We start from the raw sequence: 16,106 nt of genomic DNA, 5'->3' as shown, positions 1-16,106 counted from the left end.
AAATTGACAAGTCAAACCGGATTCGCCGCTAGGACGAATCCGGTTTTCTTATAGCGAAAGAAGGATTTTGGTTAGGATTTCACGAAATATGAATATAGTTCATTTTTTGTCTTTTCACTAAGATAGTTTTCCGATATAATAGAATAGGAAAAGATAAATCAAACGATATATCAATACGAAATGCCTTAGGATAGGAGCGAGTGAGATGGAGGAGAAAATGGGGCGTCGGGAACGCAAAAAATTGCAGTCCCGCAAGGCGATACTCGATGCAGCGGTAGAGCAGTTCAGCCAAAAAGGGTTCAAGGAAACCTCGGTGGCAGATATCATGAACGCGGCCGACTTGGGAATTGGAACCTTCTATAACTATTTCCAGTCCAAAGAGGAGATACTCGTCCAGCTGATACAACAGATGGTAATGGAAGTAGCTGAGGCTTTGCGGGAGCTCAAAGCGGCCAATCGTCCAGCCGATGAGCTCTTGGCAGCTGGCTGCCGCATTACGGCGCGGTTCTTGGATGAAAACCGTTATGTTTTGCCGCTGTTTATTTCGGCGGCAGAACACTCGGGGCTTCCAGAGGGCAGCGATAAGCAGCCCAAAGTAGCATCCCCTGGCTTTAAGGGCCTTTACGAGCGCATCCTGCGGGAAGGACAGGAACGCGGAGAGATTCGTCAGGACGTACCGCCAGAGCTTATTGCGGAGATGTTCCATTCGATTTATCAAGCGGCGGCCATTAGTAAACTAAATATCTCGTTCCAGGAAAATGTTGAGATGAAAACACGGCTGATTCTTGATGGCATTCGGGTGAAAAAATAAATTCAATTGTGTGTTAGTTGTTTTAGGAGTGTAGGAAGTAATGATTAGTGTAACGAAGCTGTTGTTTGCGCGTGAGTATTTCGGGGACAATCTGCGCTATACCAAAAATGCGCATTCGATGCGCAATGGTGCCGCCGAAGGAATGGGACCAGTTGTAGTCTGGAACTCTACCAAGACCTGCAATCTCAAGTGCATGCATTGCTATATGGGCTCGGATGCCTCGAAGTACCAGAACGAGCTGACAACCGAGGAGGCCAAAAAGTTCATCGATGATTTGGCAGATTTCAAGGTTCCGGTGTTGCTGTTCTCGGGCGGAGAGCCGCTGATTCGTCCCGATTTTTTCGAGCTGGCTGAATATGCACAAAAAAGGGGCGTCCGTCCGACGCTTTCGACAAACGGTACTTTGATTACGCGGGAAGTGGCTCAGCGTATCAAAGATATTGGCGTGGGCTATGTCGGCATATCGCTTGATGGCCTCAAGGATGTCAACGACAAGTTCCGCGGGGTCGAGGGTGCCTATGAAAAGGCGATGGCAGGCATCAAGAACTGCGTTGCCGTAGGCCAGCGCGTTGGGCTTCGCTTTACGATTAATCATCATAATATCCAGGAACTCGATAATATTTTTGATTTTATCGAGCGCGAAAATATCAATCGCGTCTGCTTCTATCATCTGGTCTATTCGGGCCGCGGCGAGCACATGGTGGACCAGGATGTTACGCCGGAAGAGTCCCGTCGTGCGATGGACATCATCATTCGCCGTACGAAGGATTTTGAAGAGCGGGGCCTCGAAAAAGAAATCTTGACGGTGGATAATCACTGTGACGGCGTCTATATGTATCTCAAGGCTTTGGCGGCTGGTGAAGATGAGACGGCGGCGCAAATCAAGAAATACATTGCTATGAATGGTGGCAACCGCTCGGGCATCGCCTTTGGTGAAGTCGATCCGCTAGGCTATGTCCATCCGGACCAGTTCACCCAGCATCATACCTTTGGCAATGTGCGGGAACGCAAATTCGGCGACATCTGGTCGGATGTTTCGAATCCTATCATGGCCGGTCTCAAAGATCGCAAGCCACTGCTCAAGGGCCGCTGTGCAAAATGCAAATGGCTCGATAACTGCAATGGCAATTTCCGCACGCGCGCAGAGGCAGTTACGGGCGATTTCTGGGAATCTGACCCGTCCTGCTATCTCACGGATGAGGAAATCGGTCTGACGGAGGGCAAATAAGATGAAAATCATTTCGTGGAATACGACGAATGCCTGCAATATGTACTGCGCCCATTGCTACCGTGATGCGGGCTGCAAGGCTGAGGAAGAACTGAATACGGAAGAGGCCAAGAAACTTTTGCGTGAGATAGCCAAGGCAGGCTTTAAAATCATGATTTTTTCGGGCGGTGAGCCACTCACACGTCCGGATATCTTTGAGCTGGTGAAATATGCTGCCGATTTGCATTTGATTCCGGTATTTGGTACCAATGGTACGCTGATTACGCCGGAAGTAGCTGGAAAGCTTAAAGAGGCTGGGGCGAAAGGCATGGGAATTTCGCTCGATTCACTGGATAAGGCAAAGCATGACAAATTCCGCAATTTCCCTGGTGGTTGGGACGGTGCCGTGGCCGGCATGAAGAACTGCCGCGAGGCGGGAATTCCCTTCCAGATTCACATGACTATTATGGACTGGAATCAGGCAGAAGTAGAAGATATGGTGGACTTTGCCGTGGAACTTGGCGCAAAAGCCGTGCATTTCTTCTTCCTCGTACCGACGGGAAGGGCTAAGACCATCGAGGAAGAATCCCTGCGGGCAGAACAGTACGAAAGCGTACTCACGCGCATTATGAAAAAACAGCAGGAAGTCGATATCGAACTCAAACCGACCTGTGCGCCACAGTTCCTGCGTATTGCCGACCAGCTGGGCTACAAGAGCCGCTTCCATCGCGGCTGTTTGGCAGGTCTTTCCTACTGCATTATCAGCCCGCGCGGCAAAGTGCAGCCCTGTGCGTATCTCAATATGGAACTCGGTGACGTTCACGAAACGCCATTCGATGAAATTTGGGAAAACAGCGAAGTTCTGAAGAAACTCAGAACCTTGGACTATAGTGGTGGCTGTGGTACCTGCAACTACAAAGGTGCCTGTGGCGGCTGCCGTGCCCGCGCCGCCTATTACCACGAGGGTGACTATATGTCCGAAGAACCATGGTGCCTATATCACGGTCGTCGTGGGGAGAAATAAGAAAATATAATGATTGCGAAAAAATCCTCGTTGGCTTAGCAGAAGCCAACGAGGATTTTTTGATGGATTCAGATGTTCAAGCGACGATAAAAATCTTCATCAATAACACGATGATATTGCTGAAGCATTGGGCTGTATCCTAATGTGTCGTTGTAAAAACGCATCTTGCAGGCTGAAACAAAAGCCACTTCTGCTGTGTAAGGAATAAATGGGTCTCCCTCTGCATAAGTATGATCACGATTGATATCCCAAAGAGACCAATTACCGTTGCTGTCGTTGTAAGAGGCCATTTTTTTGTTTTCGTAGTTATAAAGATAATAATGGGTGGAAGTATCGCCTACGGTATAGGGGCCTCCGTTATAGGTTCCATATTTCTGCCAGTAGGCTTCGGAGAAGGTAACGTAGACCACATTGATAGCAATCATGTAGGCAGGAGGTTGCGATTCCTTGATAACGGCAGAGGTTCTATCGGCATACCTGGCTACACCTTGATGGGCGGAGACCAGAACATAATTGCCGTTGCCGAGAGTTTCCGGATATAGTGAATCGGCTTGTCCTATTGAACAAGGGATAAATAGCAGCAGGGCGAAAAAACAAGATGTCAGTATTCGCAACATAATGTACCACGCTCCTTAGCGGATTATTTTCGTCAATGTCCTGTTATATGTGCCGACCATACGGTTTGGTAGTGGTTATAAATATTGTGTTCGACGGGTGACCATTGGTCGAGGCCGCTGGCATTTATTTCCCCACTGCGGCCATCAGAACTGCTGAACGTCTCGATGTATCCATTAGGGCCCACGCCGCCGGAAAAAACATAATGGATGTAATTGCGTACTTCGTTATTTCGAACCGATTTTATCGTGACTTCAAAGTTTCGATAGTTTCCAATTTTTATGCTATCAGACATTAGCCAAGCATGGTTGCCATTGGAATATTGCCCCATGTAATAATCGGTGGCATAGACTGGAGAAATGCATATGGTACATAGCATAAGCAGCATACCAGCAATCACGGAACTGATTTTTTTCATACGTACACATCCTTTCTTATAGGTTCGGTATAGAAAAAACGTGAAATATAACGGCAGTTGTATATGTGTAAATTTCTATAAAGAGCGATGGATTCCTGCTGGATAGGGAGAGAAAAAATTGCAAAAAAAAGGAACTGCCTTGGGGAAGTTCCTATGTAGAGCCCCCATAAGTTAGACCAAGGAATCTAACTTATGGGGGGCTCTACATAGCCTGCGGCTTTTTCATTCCCGAGGGCCATAAATGCTATGGCCCTTTTTTGAATGCGTGGATATTTGTCTTGTGATATTTTATATGCGTTATCGTGGCTTACAAGAGTTTTTAGTGAGTCCGTTTCATTTTTTATAGTAAGCAATTTTGTCTATAATTATACGAGGCGTTAATGTCCCATCAGAAAAAGTGCTATTTCCTGCTTCTGGTGCTATTTGCACACTAATACGCATATCACGAGTGTTTTCGGCTTCATCAAGAGTAATCGTCACACCAAAATTGCTTCCACCACCAGCGACATCAGCTACACTCAGTATACGGCAACCATTAAAATAATGTCCATTTATTGAAAGACATGTTCCTTTGTCGTTATACCAGTTGCCCTGTATTTGTTTTACAACCATTTTGTAACTGCTAGTGGATTCTGGATGACCATTTCCGCCGGCTGGATAAAAGTAGTGCTTTTTGCCTCCTACTGAACATTTTTCATGGACTTTGCCTTCTTGTAGAATTTCTCGATCACTATATGTGGCACCACATTTTGAACAAATCAATGTAGCGGCGCTGGCTTCGCTTGGAAAAAACATAGTTCCAACATTGAATAGAAATGTAACAACTAATATCAGAGTAGATGTTTTTTTCATATCAAATACCTCCCTATGTCTAAATTAAAAGTTGCTATTGTTTATTCTCTATCCCGGAATCGTCTGTTAGCCACGATAACACACTCACGCATATATTTATTGACCATTGATCGAGTCCGTTGGCATTTATTTCACCACTGCGTCCATCGGAACTTTGAAAAAACTCTATGTACCTATTAGGACCAACTCTACCCGAAAATACATAATGGATATAACTGTGGATTTTGCCATTTCGTACGGATTTTATAGTAGCTTCGAAATTGCGGTAATTGCCGATTTTTATGTGGTCTGACATTAGCCAAGCATAGTTACCGTTGGAATATTGTCCCATGTAATAATCGGTGGCATAGACTTTTGGAATGCATATTGTAGATAATATTAGTAATAGGCCGATGCATATGGATGTTTTTTCATGATGGTGCCTCCTAGCATAGTAAATTCAGACTTTATCGATTGAGTGTTTTTTAGGTGAAGTTATATATATCAATCTCTGTCAAATATATTATCTAAAAAATCACTGATACTTGAATCATTGTCTTCATCATCGGTGCTCTCGTCGTAATGCGTATTTTCACTATTGGTTTCCGTATCGATGTCATCTTCACCGCCTTGGGCTTGCGTGTTTTTGAGACCATATTTTTTTGAATTGGATTTTTTTTGATATTCTTTAATGAGAGAGGAAAGCATAGATTTACTCATGGATATTAATTCTTGATGATTTTCAGTTGCAGCTGATGAATTTATTGGGGAAGATGTTTCTTTCGGATTGTTAGTTGGAATTATTGGGGGAGATGTCTCTGTGTAGCCGTTATTTAGTACAGTGCTTGTGATTATTCCGGAAGCTACACCAGCTGCCACTCCAGTAGTTGATGACATAACATAGCTGTTTGTATGATTTTGTGGGGAGTGGTTGTTGTTATAATAATTATTATTCGTTATGTTGCGTATATCGGCTTTTAAATCCTCCAATTGTTTATGCATTTTTAAGGTTAACTGTAATAATGTGAATTCAATATTGTTGTTATAATTTTTTTGCTTTAATAAATATGTTTCAATTTGCTTTGCTCTAGGGAGTTCAATAGGTGTTAATAAGATTTCTTTTATTTCGCTCAAACTGATTATATTGCTAGTAGGTATTTCTTTTTTTGTGTTAGTAGGATTATTGTGGATTAATGCGTCCATATTGGGAGCTTTTTTTCCACAGTTGCCACAGAATACACTATCGTTATGAAGTTCGGTTCCGCACTCAGAACAAAATTTGCTCATTATAAAACACTCCATTTTAATATGGAATTGTATAAATAGTATAGCGATTTTGACGTATTTACATTTTTAATTCAATAGCAGATAGCATAAAATAGTATAGAAGATTCTATACTAGGATGAAAGAATTATGATAAATGTAGCATATTAGTTATATGGGTGCTTAAGGTGTTTCGATTTTTTGTGTATCAAGACTATATCCAATAATATCTCCAACGTCTGTAATATGGCCATAAACAATGATTCGCTCGCCGTTTCGTAATGATAATAATTGTTTTTTTATCTTTTTGCTTTCAATAGAGCAATGAACTGATGCTAAGGTGAGATTTTCGGTTAACGGTTCAAGCGTGAAATAATCACCGTCGGAATCTATGTTGGTAATTCTGCCATTGGTAATACGTACATATTTACCTTTATATTTTTTTGAAGCAGATGCAGCATTGATTTCAAGGTCATTCATAAGAACATTAATATCTACATTCGTATAGGAGATTTTTTTATTAGTTTTTTCGTTTGAGGAAGTGTCACCACAGCCTAATATCGAAAAAATAGTTACGATGCATAAAAGCGTGGTGAGAACAATGTTTCTTGCATTCATATTCATCGCTCCTTTTTATTGGATGTGTTATTGTTAGGGATATTGTTATTAAGTGGGAGTGAAGTGTAAGCCTCGAAAAGGTGATAAAAAATAGAAAGAAGATTTTGTTAATGAGGGACATTAATATCTATCTACTTAATTCTATAATGGAAGGAAGATTCCTGCTGGGGATGATGAGATAAGAGTATTTGAGGTAATAAAAAAGGAACTGCCTTGGGGCAGTTCCTTTTGACGTTCTTATTTGAACAGAGCGATGAATTTGTTGAGTTGTTCGGCCGCCTGGGTTACTCTTGCCAGGTGGGCGGTGATTTCCTCGGTGGAGGCAGCCTGTTCTTCGCTGATGGCACCCGTCGATTCGATCGTGCGGGAGATTTCGTTGACGGCAGTATTCATTTCTGCCAGCGTGGACTGAATCTTTTCGGTAGCCTCGCGTGACTGCTCGGCAAGCTTGCGGACTTCCTCAGCAACGACGGCGAAACCGCGGCCCTGTTCACCGGCACGGGCAGCCTCGATGGCGGCATTAAGACCGAGCAGGTTGGTCTGGCCGGCGATATTGGTGATGAAGTCGATGACTTTCAGCGTATCGGCATTGCGTTCCTGCAGGAATTTTGCCTGCTCGACCGACTGCTGTCCGGCTTTTGCCAGCTCGCCAGCACTCTGTGCTACCTGTTCGACGGCATCATAGACGGTCTTGGTAGCCGTGGTGATGTCTTCGATGGAACGGACGAGGTTCATGTTGCTTTCCATATCTACGCCCGTGCTGATGGTACCGATAACATTGCCGTTTACGCCATGAATCGGTGAGAAAATCGTTTTGATAGGCACGCCGTAAACGCTGGCGTCCTGGTCGTCATAGGTAACGCGGTCGTACTTTATGCATTCCTGAATCGTAGGAATGTCCTTGATTGGCATACCGGGTTTGATTTTGATGTCGAGCGTCTTGCCACGTACGTAATCGATATATTCCGTGAGATTGGTAAGAACAATGACAACGTCCTCGCGGACAATGGAGTTGATATAAGGGATTACCACCTTGAATGCGTTCAAAATGTCTTCATCCGATTTGATATTCTCTGGAAAAGCCATGTTTGTACCTCCTTCATACTACACCTTTTATCTTTCTATTATTCCTCATGGTGCTTTAATAATCCTTTTTTCTGTGAAAAAATAGTGGGAAGGCATTTTTTTGCTTGGCAGAGGCCGCTGATTTACGTTATAATATATTTGCTACGAAATGACAATATGCTTCGAATGAAATAGAAGGCGATAGGAGTATTGATATGATTAAACTCGTTATGTCGGATATGGATGGGACGCTGCTCGATGAAAAGGGAGAGCTGCCAAGCGGTTTTGATGATATGGTCAGCCAGCTTAAGGCACGGGGAATCCTGTTTGCGCCATGTTCCGGGCGGCAGTACTTTTCGCTGTTGGATAGTTTTGAAAAATACCGGGATGAATTCCTGTTCCTGGCGGAAAACGGCACGATGGTAATGTATCAGGGGCGCGAACTCTTTTCGAGTTCTATGGACCGCCAGCTGGCACAACAGGTGCTGGCGGCCGCTGGCCAGCAGCCATCGATTTACCGGATTTTCTGTGGCAAGCAGGATGCGTATGTTTTGGCGGCTGAACATGATGCGGTAATTCAGGCTGAACTGGATAAATACTATACGCATTCGGAAGTAGTTGATGATTTTGCGCAAATCGAGGATGAACCCATCAAAGCGGCCTTTTTTGACCCGGCGGGCAATGCGGCGGAGACAATCTACCCGCTTTTGGCACCGTTCCGCAATCAGCTGCAGGTCGTCCTGTCCAGTGATTATTGGGTGGATGTCATGAATGCGGACATCAACAAGGGGGTTGCCGTTCAGCAGGTGCAGCAGTATTTGCAAATAAAACCGGAGGAATGTGCGGCGTTTGGTGATTACTTGAATGATGCTGAAATGCTGGAAGCGGTGGATTACAGCTTTGCCATGGATAATGCGCATCCGGATATTAAGAAGCTGGCCCGGTTTTCGACCGGCAGCAATGCGGAGGCTGGTGTCCTGCGTGGGATTCAAAGACTTATGGATAAAGGGCTTTGCGGCTAATAAGAAATGTAAACCTGTAACTTCGGTGGCGGATATGCTACAATGAGGCTGCAGGTTTTTGTATGAGGAGGAATGATAATGAAAATAGATTACCATATGCATTTCGAAAAGGGTTCCTACGATAAGACTTGGGTTGAGGGATTTTTCCGGGCGGCGAATGAACGCGGCATAGCAGAAATTGGCATATCGGAACATTCTCATACCTTTCCAGAGTTCAAGGAACTTTATTATGAAGATTTGATTTTGGACGATTCCGCGATGGGATCTTTTCAGCAGCAGTGGCTGAAGTCAAACAAGTTCAAATATACGTTAGACGATTATTTCCGCTTTATGGCAGAACTGCGGAAAGAGCATACGGTCCGCACAGGCATTGAGGTTTGCAATTTTCAGGATCAGGAGAAAGTGAAGGATATCCTGAAGGATTATGATTTTGATTATGTGATTGGTTCGGTTCATTTCCTTCACGGCTGGGCGTATGACTGCTCAGAAATCATCGCCGAATGGGAAAAGCACCCGCTCGAAGACATTTATGAGTGGTATACCGAAGAGGCCGAGAAGTTAGCGGCTTCCGGCCTTTACGATGTGTTGGGCCATCCGTTCAATATCCGCCTGTTCAAGTTCTTGCCGGACTTTGATGTGACGCCATATTTAGAGCGGGTGGCAAAGGCCATGAAGAAGGCCAATATGATTGTCGATGTCAACACGGGAACGTTTTACCGCTATCCGATTGCCGAGATAACGCCGTATCCGGAGTTTATGAAGATAGCGGCGAAATATGACTTGCCGGTCATCACGACTTCGGATGCGCATAAACCAGAAGACTGTGGCGCCTATAATCAGCAGGCCGTGGACTATGTCAAGCAATTTGGTTATACCACAACGCTTCAGCTGGCAGGGAGAAAACGAAAAGTTATCGAACTTGGTTGATGATATACTATATATTTATACTAATAAAAATATTCGCACAATAGTATTGACAGGGTGTTACGAAACGAGTAAAATATAAGTAGAAAAATCGAATAAGTTTTACATATTTGTTACGTGGGGCTTAAGATTTTTCATGATAAAAACGATATAACTTGTAACAAGACGGCAAAGACAGCGGATTGTACTTGCATGATTGTTAATTGGTTGAAATGCTGTGGATGGTTATTTCATCAATTTAATCAATTACGATCAGAGTTTTGATACAAGGAGTGATTATCATGAAGGTACAGATCTATTCGCAGTGGATGGAAGATGTATTTATTCCGGTCCGCGTGAAACAGTTCACGAAGGCAGCTAGACTTATGGGACATACCAATTTCCAGGACTATGCTGAGCATCATGACGTGGTCGGCTTGGCTTCGGCAGATCGCAAGTCTGCGGAGTATTTGGCAGTAGCTGAATGGCTCGATAGCCGTGAGAATGATATCAACGTGGCTGTAGGTGTCGCGTAACAAATATGCAAGATGGCGCCCTCGAGTATTCTTCGAGAGGCGCCCTTTTAATGTCTTGATTTAGTTTAGCGTTTTAGGTGGCTGGGGGATGGAGATATCCAGGTTGACTTCCTGAACGGCACTGGCTTTTTCCCGCATCGCCGCTGAGGTCTTGGCAGCCCAGACCTGCTGAACTTTTTTTCGGTAGGTTTCCTGTGAGAATGGTTTCTGCTGCTGTTTTTGGACATGTTTGCGGATGATGCTCATGAATTTATCGTTCAGCCGGATGTCGCGCTGTGCCAGCAGGATTTTCAGCGTGGTGTCAACGAGGTAAAGGTGGATGACCGGGTCGCGCAGGCTTTTTTCGGTGGGCATGAGCTCATCTTTGATGCCGGAAAGGGAGAATGGCGCATCGCCCCAGCCCTCTTTGAAGATGCCGTCAATTTGGTAGAGGAAGAATAAAAGCCCGTCCTGTTCGTAGAGGCCAAGTTCCATTTTACCCGTCCGGAAGGCTTCGATGGCAATGATGTCCGTATGGGACAGTTGAAGGATGAACATGCAGCCGTTGGCGTCAACCTGAAACATGCCGCCGTCCTGCTGGTTTTTTATGGGCAGTGGGAATGCTTCGCCAACTTGGAAATTCGTATAATCACTCATAACAGGAAACTCCTTTAACGTTTGCATATTTTCTATAATTATAGTGTATCATATTTGGAATAGGGTATGCTATACTAAACGAAATGGAAGAAAGAGGAGCGTGAAAAACATTGAGCCTTAATGATACTCCACGGGCGAATCGCCTGCATATTGGACTGTTTGGGCGGCGCAACAGTGGCAAGTCAAGCCTTATCAATGCACTTACCGGACAGGAAATTGCTACGGTGTCGGATGTGCCGGGAACGACTACGGATCCCGTTTATAAGGCGATGGAGCTTCATGGCATTGGGCCGGTAGTATTCATCGATACGGCTGGCTTTGATGATGAGGGAAAACTCGGGCAGCTCCGGGTGAAAAAGACCGAGAAGGCCTCGGCGGAAACCGATATTGCCCTGGTGCTATTTCATGATGCGGATATGGTGGAAGAAGTCGCCTGGGTGAAGCGGTTCCGCGAGGCGAAGACCCCGGTGGTGGCGGTTGTCAGCCAGATTGATACGCTCCCCGACAAAGGGCGCGCACTGGCGGAAAAGGTAAAAGACGAGACCGGCTTGAACGCGATTTTTGTCAGCGCTGCGGATAGAACCGGTATCGACGATGTCCGGGCTGAGCTTATCCGCCAGTTGCCGGAAAATTTTGAGCAGCAGAGCATTACGGGCGGTCTCTGTGAGGCTGGCGATACGGTGCTGCTCGTGATGCCGCAGGATATCCAGGCCCCCAAAGGGCGCTTGATTCTGCCACAGGTGCAGACGCTGCGGGAACTTTTGGACCGCAAATGTCATGTGCTTTGCTGCACGACGGATGAATTGGAAGCTACGCTTTCGCTGCTAAAGGAACCGCCTCAGCTTATTATCACGGATTCGCAGGTATTTCGTACCGTCTTTGAAAAGAAGCCTGCGGTGAGCCGGCTGACTTCTTTTTCGGTGCTGTTTGCAGGCTACAAGGGAGATATGGAGTATTTTACCGAGTCAGCCAAGAAGCTGCCTTCGCTGCCAGAAGATGCTAGTATCCTAATTGCTGAGGCGTGCACGCATCGGCCATTGGCCGAAGATATCGGCCGGGTGAAACTTCCCCGGCTGCTGAAGAAAAAACTCGGGGAGAAAATCAATATTCAAATCGTCGCGGGGCGCGATTTCCCGAAGGATTTGCAGGGGTATGATTTTGTGATTCATTGCGGTGCCTGCATGTTCAATCGCAAATATGTACTTAGCCGGGTGACGGAATGCCGCAGCCAGGGAATCCCTATGAGCAATTACGGGGTGGTCATTGCCGAACTTTTGGGGATTTTGGACCAGGTGGAATTGCCGGCAAAGGCGTAAATAGTTGATGTTCGCATCAAAATACGGTAAAATGTAACATATTCTGATGAATTGTTCTCTTGGCAACGAGGTGAATCATGATGAAAAAAGAATTGCGATATTGGTTTGGTGTTGGTATGCTGGCGGCTGGCCTTGTGGTGATTCCGGCAGCGTTGACGATGGTTCCGGCAGCTGCGGCAGCACAGACGCAGGATACCGATGAGGCGGCTGAACAGGATAACTGGTATTGGCTCAGTGCCGATGACCGTTACAGCAAGTTTATCGATTTACAGTCAGTAGTAGCGCAGCCGCGCAAGACGGCTACGGGAGCAAAAGGATATGAGACTGAGGTCCAGGCCTGGACGAAAACGGCTTATAGTTATGGCGGGGCAGAAGATACCCTGCGCGATTACAAGCTGCTGAAGAAGTTCAGCGACCCGGGCAAGCTGGCGTTCAGTACGGCGCTTATTTCCCTGAATCCGCAGACACGCCAGTGCTGGTACCTCGAGGAGTATTTCTATGATAAGGCCGGCAATGTCATCTGGTCGGAAAAACGGGACCCTGCTGAGCGCGATAACGATAAAAAGGGCAAGGAAATAAACAGTCAGGCATTCGATGAGGCTTTCTATACGGCAGCTGTCGACCGCGCGTTCAAAGGCGCGGGGGAAACTGCCCGTGCCAAGGCCAAGGACCGTTGGTATGATATTTTCGAGAAAAAGCAGCCGGATGGTGTGCGCTTTACGATTTCTGCCGATACGTCAACCATGCGGATGGAAAAGGACAATGTCATTTTCTGGTCCTGGCAGGAAACAAAGGATGCCAACGGCAAAGCGGTAGATGTCAAACATCAGAAATTGGCAATCAATCTGCCGGAGTCGACAATCAAAGTTATCAGCGGAGACCATTGGACGCCACAGCGCGGCTGGCAGAGCATGGAAAATGAGCTCGATGGCCATTACCGCATGATTTCGGAAACTTCTGCGGAACATCAGATGGTCGAAAAGCTTCGTGAGTATGTGACAACACATGATGATTGGGTACATCGCTACGAGCGGAAGTATGACAGGACTTGATGCAAACGACCTTCCTCAAAAGAGGAAGGTCGTTTGTTTGTAATGTTGTAATGAATAAATTTATGGTATAATAAAAAAGTATGTGCATAAAGGAAGATGGTTATGCAGTTCGAGAGGTTAAGGGAGTGGTCAGATGCCAATAAAAGTACCCAATGCGCTGCCAGCAGCGCACATTCTGGAAAGTGAAAATATTTTCGTTATGGATGCGGACCGCGCCTACAGTCAGGATATCCGTCCGCTTAAGATATTGATTCTGAATCTGATGCCGATCAAATACATCACGGAAACGCAGCTGCTGCGTTTGCTCGGCAACTCGCCGCTTCAGGTTGAGGTGGATTTTATCTATACGGAAACCTATGTGCCAAGCCATACGCCAAGTGATTATTTGGCACAGTTTTATGGTACCTTTGATGAGGTGCGCCACAAAAAGTACGATGGCATGATTATTACGGGTGCTCCGGTGGAACACATGGAGTTTGAAGAGGTTGCCTATTGGGATGAGGTAGCCGAAATCATGGAGTGGAGCAAGACCCATGTGTATTCCACCTTCCATATTTGCTGGGGCGCGCAGGCAGGACTCTATTATCACTATGGGATTCCGAAATTCCAGGTTCCTAAAAAGATTTTTGGCGTATTCAAACACCATAAATGCGTGGAACACGAGCGTTTGCTTCGGGGCTTTGATGATGAGTTCTATGTGCCGCATTCCCGCCATACGGAGGAGCATAAAGAGGATATTTTGAAGGTGCCGGAACTGACGATTCTGGCGGAATCGGATAGTGAGGCCGGGCCGTATATCATTGCCAACCTTGAGAAGCGGCAGTTCTTCATCACGGGTCATGCTGAGTATGACCCGACCACGCTCAAGCAGGAATATGACCGCGATTTCAAAGCGGGTATGAATCCGCAGATTCCGCAGAATTATTATCCGGATGATGACCCATCGAAGCCGCCAATTGTGCGCTGGCGCAGTGTGGCACACCTTCTCTTTGCCAATTGGCTGAACTATTATGTCTATCAGGAAACGCCGTACGAGCTCGATGAACTCTATAAGGAAAGCGAATACTGATAAAAGGTGTTCAGTATTTTTTCAGCTGAAGCTGATAAAATTATTATATTTGGATGAAAAATAGAAACGTAGGGGGACTTGTTATGAATAAGCGATGGGGTGCCGGAATTCTTGCAGCAGCAATGATTTTTATGGCAGCGCCACAGGCTGATGCCACGGAAGTTATTTCCGAGGATGTCTATCAGTGGGTGCAGTCTACGGCTCGTCAGAATTATTACTTCAACAAGCAGCAGTTTTATTTTGCGCAGGATGATGCTGGCTATATGACGCCGGATATCCTCTTAGTGCCGGTACTCAAGACCTATGACCAGGTACAGATTCGCGATGTCGTGTCGAAACGCCGCTGGAAAGGGTTGTCGACCAGTGGTTATGATGACCTCGTCGGCTGTGCGGAATATTTGAAGTTCAATCTCAAAGAGCAGACGGTTCAGGTTACGAAGCATGATGACCTCGATAGTGACTGGGGTGTACTCGGTACGACAACATCGGATAAAGTGGTGAAAATCACCGAGCTTTCGGAAAAAGATGTAGATGCAAAATTCTATCGTGCGATTTTGAAATACGCATCCGACCACTATCAGGAAATCTATGATCGTACGCAGACGGTCAAGGGCGCCAAAGCACCGAAACCGGAAGTAAAACGGTCGACCAAAGAGAACGTCAAGGATTCCAAGGACAAGAAAAAAGGCCGCGTTACGAAAAGCAGTAAAAGAGGCGTTCGTGAGTAATGCAGAGAAACTTTGTGACGATTGATATTGGTGGCATGGCCATCAAATATGGATTGGCAGATGAAACGGGAGCTTTCCTTGAAAAGAAGAGCCGGCCGACGCTGGCTCGCGAGGAGGGCGGCGAGGGCATCCTCCGCAAGGTAGTCGAAATTGTAAAGCGCTATCAGCAGGATTTTCTCCTCGATGGCGTGGCGATCGATACGGCAGGTATCGTACGTCCTGATGCCAGCGGTGAGATTGTCTTTGCTGGCGAAAGAAGTTTCCCAGGATATACGGGACTGAAACTTGGCACCGCAGTCCGCGAGGCCTGCGGTGTCAACTGTGTGGTGGAAAACGATGTCAATGCCGCCGCTTTGGGTGAGTATTGGCGGGGCGCTGCCCAAGGGGCAGGCTCTGCTTTCGTCATGACGGTGGGAACTGGTGTTGGCGGCTGTTTTGTGCTGGATGGTAAGATTTGGCATGGCGCAGGCTTCAGTGCTGGCGAAGCCGGTTTTATGCGTATTCATGGCGACCACCGCGTTTTAGAGGAAGTGGCCTCGGCCAGGGCAATGATTGTGGAAGCGGCAGCTTCACATAATGTTTCCCCGGCGGAGCTTGACGGCGAGACCGTCTTTGAATGGGCGATGTGTGGCGATGCCGATGCTGTGCTGGCGATTGAGCACATGGTAGATAACCTTTCGGAAGGTATCGCCAATATTTATTGCCTGCTGAACCCCGAGGTCTTTGTTTTGGGCGGTGGAATCATGGCCCAGCAGGAATACCTGCGGCCGCGTATCGAGCAGCGCCTGGAGGAATTGGTGGTGCCGGCAATGCGCAAGGCAACGCGGTTGGAATTTGCCAAGCTGGGAAATGATGCGGGCATGATTGGTGCGCTGTACAGCCTTTTGCAGAAAAATTAATCCTTTGTTGTGTCAAGCAACTATTTAATGAAATTTAAACGTAGTTGCAAGAGGATTTTAACGGTATATGTATAATATATTTGTAGGAAGGA

Annotated in this window: 18 protein-coding genes; 11 read left to right on the top strand and 7 right to left on the bottom strand. The window is 46.3% G+C overall.

Going from position 1 to position 16,106, the window contains the following annotated elements; translation table 11 throughout:
• Positions 1-205: 205 nt before the first annotated feature.
• From FZ040_RS04275 to nirJ2, 3 genes are read left to right on the top strand one after another with little or no spacing between them, the layout of a single operon-like run.
• Positions 206-811: a TetR/AcrR family transcriptional regulator gene (locus FZ040_RS04275; RefSeq protein ID WP_149170872.1), complete on the top strand. Its 606-nt coding sequence runs from the start codon at positions 206-208 to the stop codon at positions 809-811.
• A 40-nt stretch (positions 812-851) separates the two neighbouring features.
• Positions 852-2,039: a putative heme d1 biosynthesis radical SAM protein NirJ1 gene (gene nirJ1 / locus FZ040_RS04270; protein ID WP_149170871.1), complete on the top strand. Its 1,188-nt coding sequence runs from the start codon at positions 852-854 to the stop codon at positions 2,037-2,039.
• A gap of 1 nt (position 2,040) precedes the next feature.
• Complete coding sequence (gene nirJ2 / locus FZ040_RS04265; RefSeq protein ID WP_033171482.1) at positions 2,041-3,042, top strand: putative heme d1 biosynthesis radical SAM protein NirJ2; 1,002 nt, start codon at positions 2,041-2,043, stop codon at positions 3,040-3,042.
• 68 nt (positions 3,043-3,110) lie between these two features.
• On the opposite strand, the gene FZ040_RS04260 is transcribed toward nirJ2, so the two are convergent.
• The 6 genes from FZ040_RS04260 to FZ040_RS14400 form a co-directional block, all read right to left on the bottom strand.
• Positions 3,111-3,659, bottom strand: coding sequence for a hypothetical protein (locus tag FZ040_RS04260; protein WP_149170870.1), 549 nt, complete (start codon positions 3,657-3,659; stop codon positions 3,111-3,113).
• 32 nt (positions 3,660-3,691) lie between these two features.
• A complete protein-coding gene (locus FZ040_RS04255) occupies positions 3,692-4,075 on the bottom strand; it encodes a hypothetical protein (protein ID WP_149170869.1) in 384 nt (127 codons plus the stop codon).
• Positions 4,076-4,408: 333 nt separating this feature from the next.
• Entirely contained in the window at positions 4,409-4,927 is a 519-nt protein-coding gene (locus FZ040_RS04250; RefSeq protein ID WP_149170868.1) for a hypothetical protein, read from the bottom strand.
• A 483-nt stretch (positions 4,928-5,410) separates the two neighbouring features.
• Complete coding sequence (locus FZ040_RS04245) at positions 5,411-6,193, bottom strand: zinc ribbon domain-containing protein (RefSeq protein WP_149170867.1); 783 nt, start codon at positions 6,191-6,193, stop codon at positions 5,411-5,413.
• A 160-nt stretch (positions 6,194-6,353) separates the two neighbouring features.
• A complete protein-coding gene (locus FZ040_RS04240) occupies positions 6,354-6,788 on the bottom strand; it encodes an OB-fold protein (RefSeq protein WP_173663267.1) in 435 nt (144 codons plus the stop codon).
• A 237-nt stretch (positions 6,789-7,025) separates the two neighbouring features.
• On the bottom strand, positions 7,026-7,523 hold the full coding sequence (locus FZ040_RS14400; protein WP_255448762.1) for a methyl-accepting chemotaxis protein: 498 nt from the start codon (positions 7,521-7,523) through the stop codon (positions 7,026-7,028).
• 545 nt (positions 7,524-8,068) lie between these two features.
• On the opposite strand from FZ040_RS14400, the gene FZ040_RS04230 reads away from it, so the two are divergent.
• The 3 genes from FZ040_RS04230 to FZ040_RS04220 all read left to right on the top strand — a co-directional run bounded on the left by FZ040_RS04230 (position 8,069) and on the right by FZ040_RS04220 (position 10,314).
• Positions 8,069-8,875 carry an HAD family hydrolase gene (locus FZ040_RS04230; RefSeq protein WP_149170864.1) on the top strand — a complete coding sequence of 269 codons (807 nt, stop codon included), beginning with the start codon at positions 8,069-8,071 and terminating at the stop codon, positions 8,873-8,875.
• A 78-nt stretch (positions 8,876-8,953) separates the two neighbouring features.
• Positions 8,954-9,802, top strand: a complete 849-nt coding sequence (locus FZ040_RS04225) for a histidinol-phosphatase (protein WP_149170863.1) — start codon at positions 8,954-8,956, stop codon at positions 9,800-9,802.
• Between the two features lie 278 nt (positions 9,803-10,080).
• Positions 10,081-10,314 carry a hypothetical protein gene (locus FZ040_RS04220; protein WP_033171477.1) on the top strand — a complete coding sequence of 78 codons (234 nt, stop codon included), beginning with the start codon at positions 10,081-10,083 and terminating at the stop codon, positions 10,312-10,314.
• Between the two features lie 60 nt (positions 10,315-10,374).
• On the opposite strand, the gene FZ040_RS04215 is transcribed toward FZ040_RS04220, so the two are convergent.
• Positions 10,375-10,950 (bottom strand): hypothetical protein, encoded by a 576-nt coding sequence (locus tag FZ040_RS04215; protein WP_149170862.1) that lies wholly within the window; start codon positions 10,948-10,950, stop codon positions 10,375-10,377.
• Positions 10,951-11,060: 110 nt separating this feature from the next.
• Between FZ040_RS04215 and hydF the strand changes: the two genes are divergently transcribed.
• From hydF to FZ040_RS04190, 5 genes are all read left to right on the top strand, one after another.
• The gene (gene hydF / locus FZ040_RS04210) at positions 11,061-12,266 is read left to right on the top strand and encodes a [FeFe] hydrogenase H-cluster maturation GTPase HydF (RefSeq protein WP_149170861.1); all 1,206 of its coding nucleotides are present in this window, start codon (positions 11,061-11,063) and stop codon (positions 12,264-12,266) included.
• 77 nt (positions 12,267-12,343) lie between these two features.
• On the top strand, positions 12,344-13,318 hold the full coding sequence (locus tag FZ040_RS04205; RefSeq protein ID WP_149170860.1) for a hypothetical protein: 975 nt from the start codon (positions 12,344-12,346) through the stop codon (positions 13,316-13,318).
• A 133-nt stretch (positions 13,319-13,451) separates the two neighbouring features.
• Positions 13,452-14,387 (top strand): homoserine O-acetyltransferase MetA, encoded by a 936-nt coding sequence (metA, locus tag FZ040_RS04200; protein WP_149170859.1) that lies wholly within the window; start codon positions 13,452-13,454, stop codon positions 14,385-14,387.
• A gap of 83 nt (positions 14,388-14,470) precedes the next feature.
• Entirely contained in the window at positions 14,471-15,115 is a 645-nt protein-coding gene (locus FZ040_RS04195) for a hypothetical protein (protein ID WP_149170858.1), read from the top strand.
• Positions 15,115-16,014, top strand: coding sequence for an ROK family protein (locus FZ040_RS04190; protein WP_149170857.1), 900 nt, complete (start codon positions 15,115-15,117; stop codon positions 16,012-16,014). The genes FZ040_RS04195 and FZ040_RS04190 overlap by 1 nt, the downstream gene beginning before the upstream one ends.
• Positions 16,015-16,106 lie beyond the last annotated feature (92 nt).

The organism is Pseudoselenomonas ruminis (assembly GCF_008271295.1).
Taxonomy (GTDB): domain Bacteria; phylum Bacillota; class Negativicutes; order Selenomonadales; family Selenomonadaceae; genus Selenomonas_A; species Selenomonas_A ruminis.
This window is presented reverse-complemented; position numbering and strand designations above follow the sequence as displayed.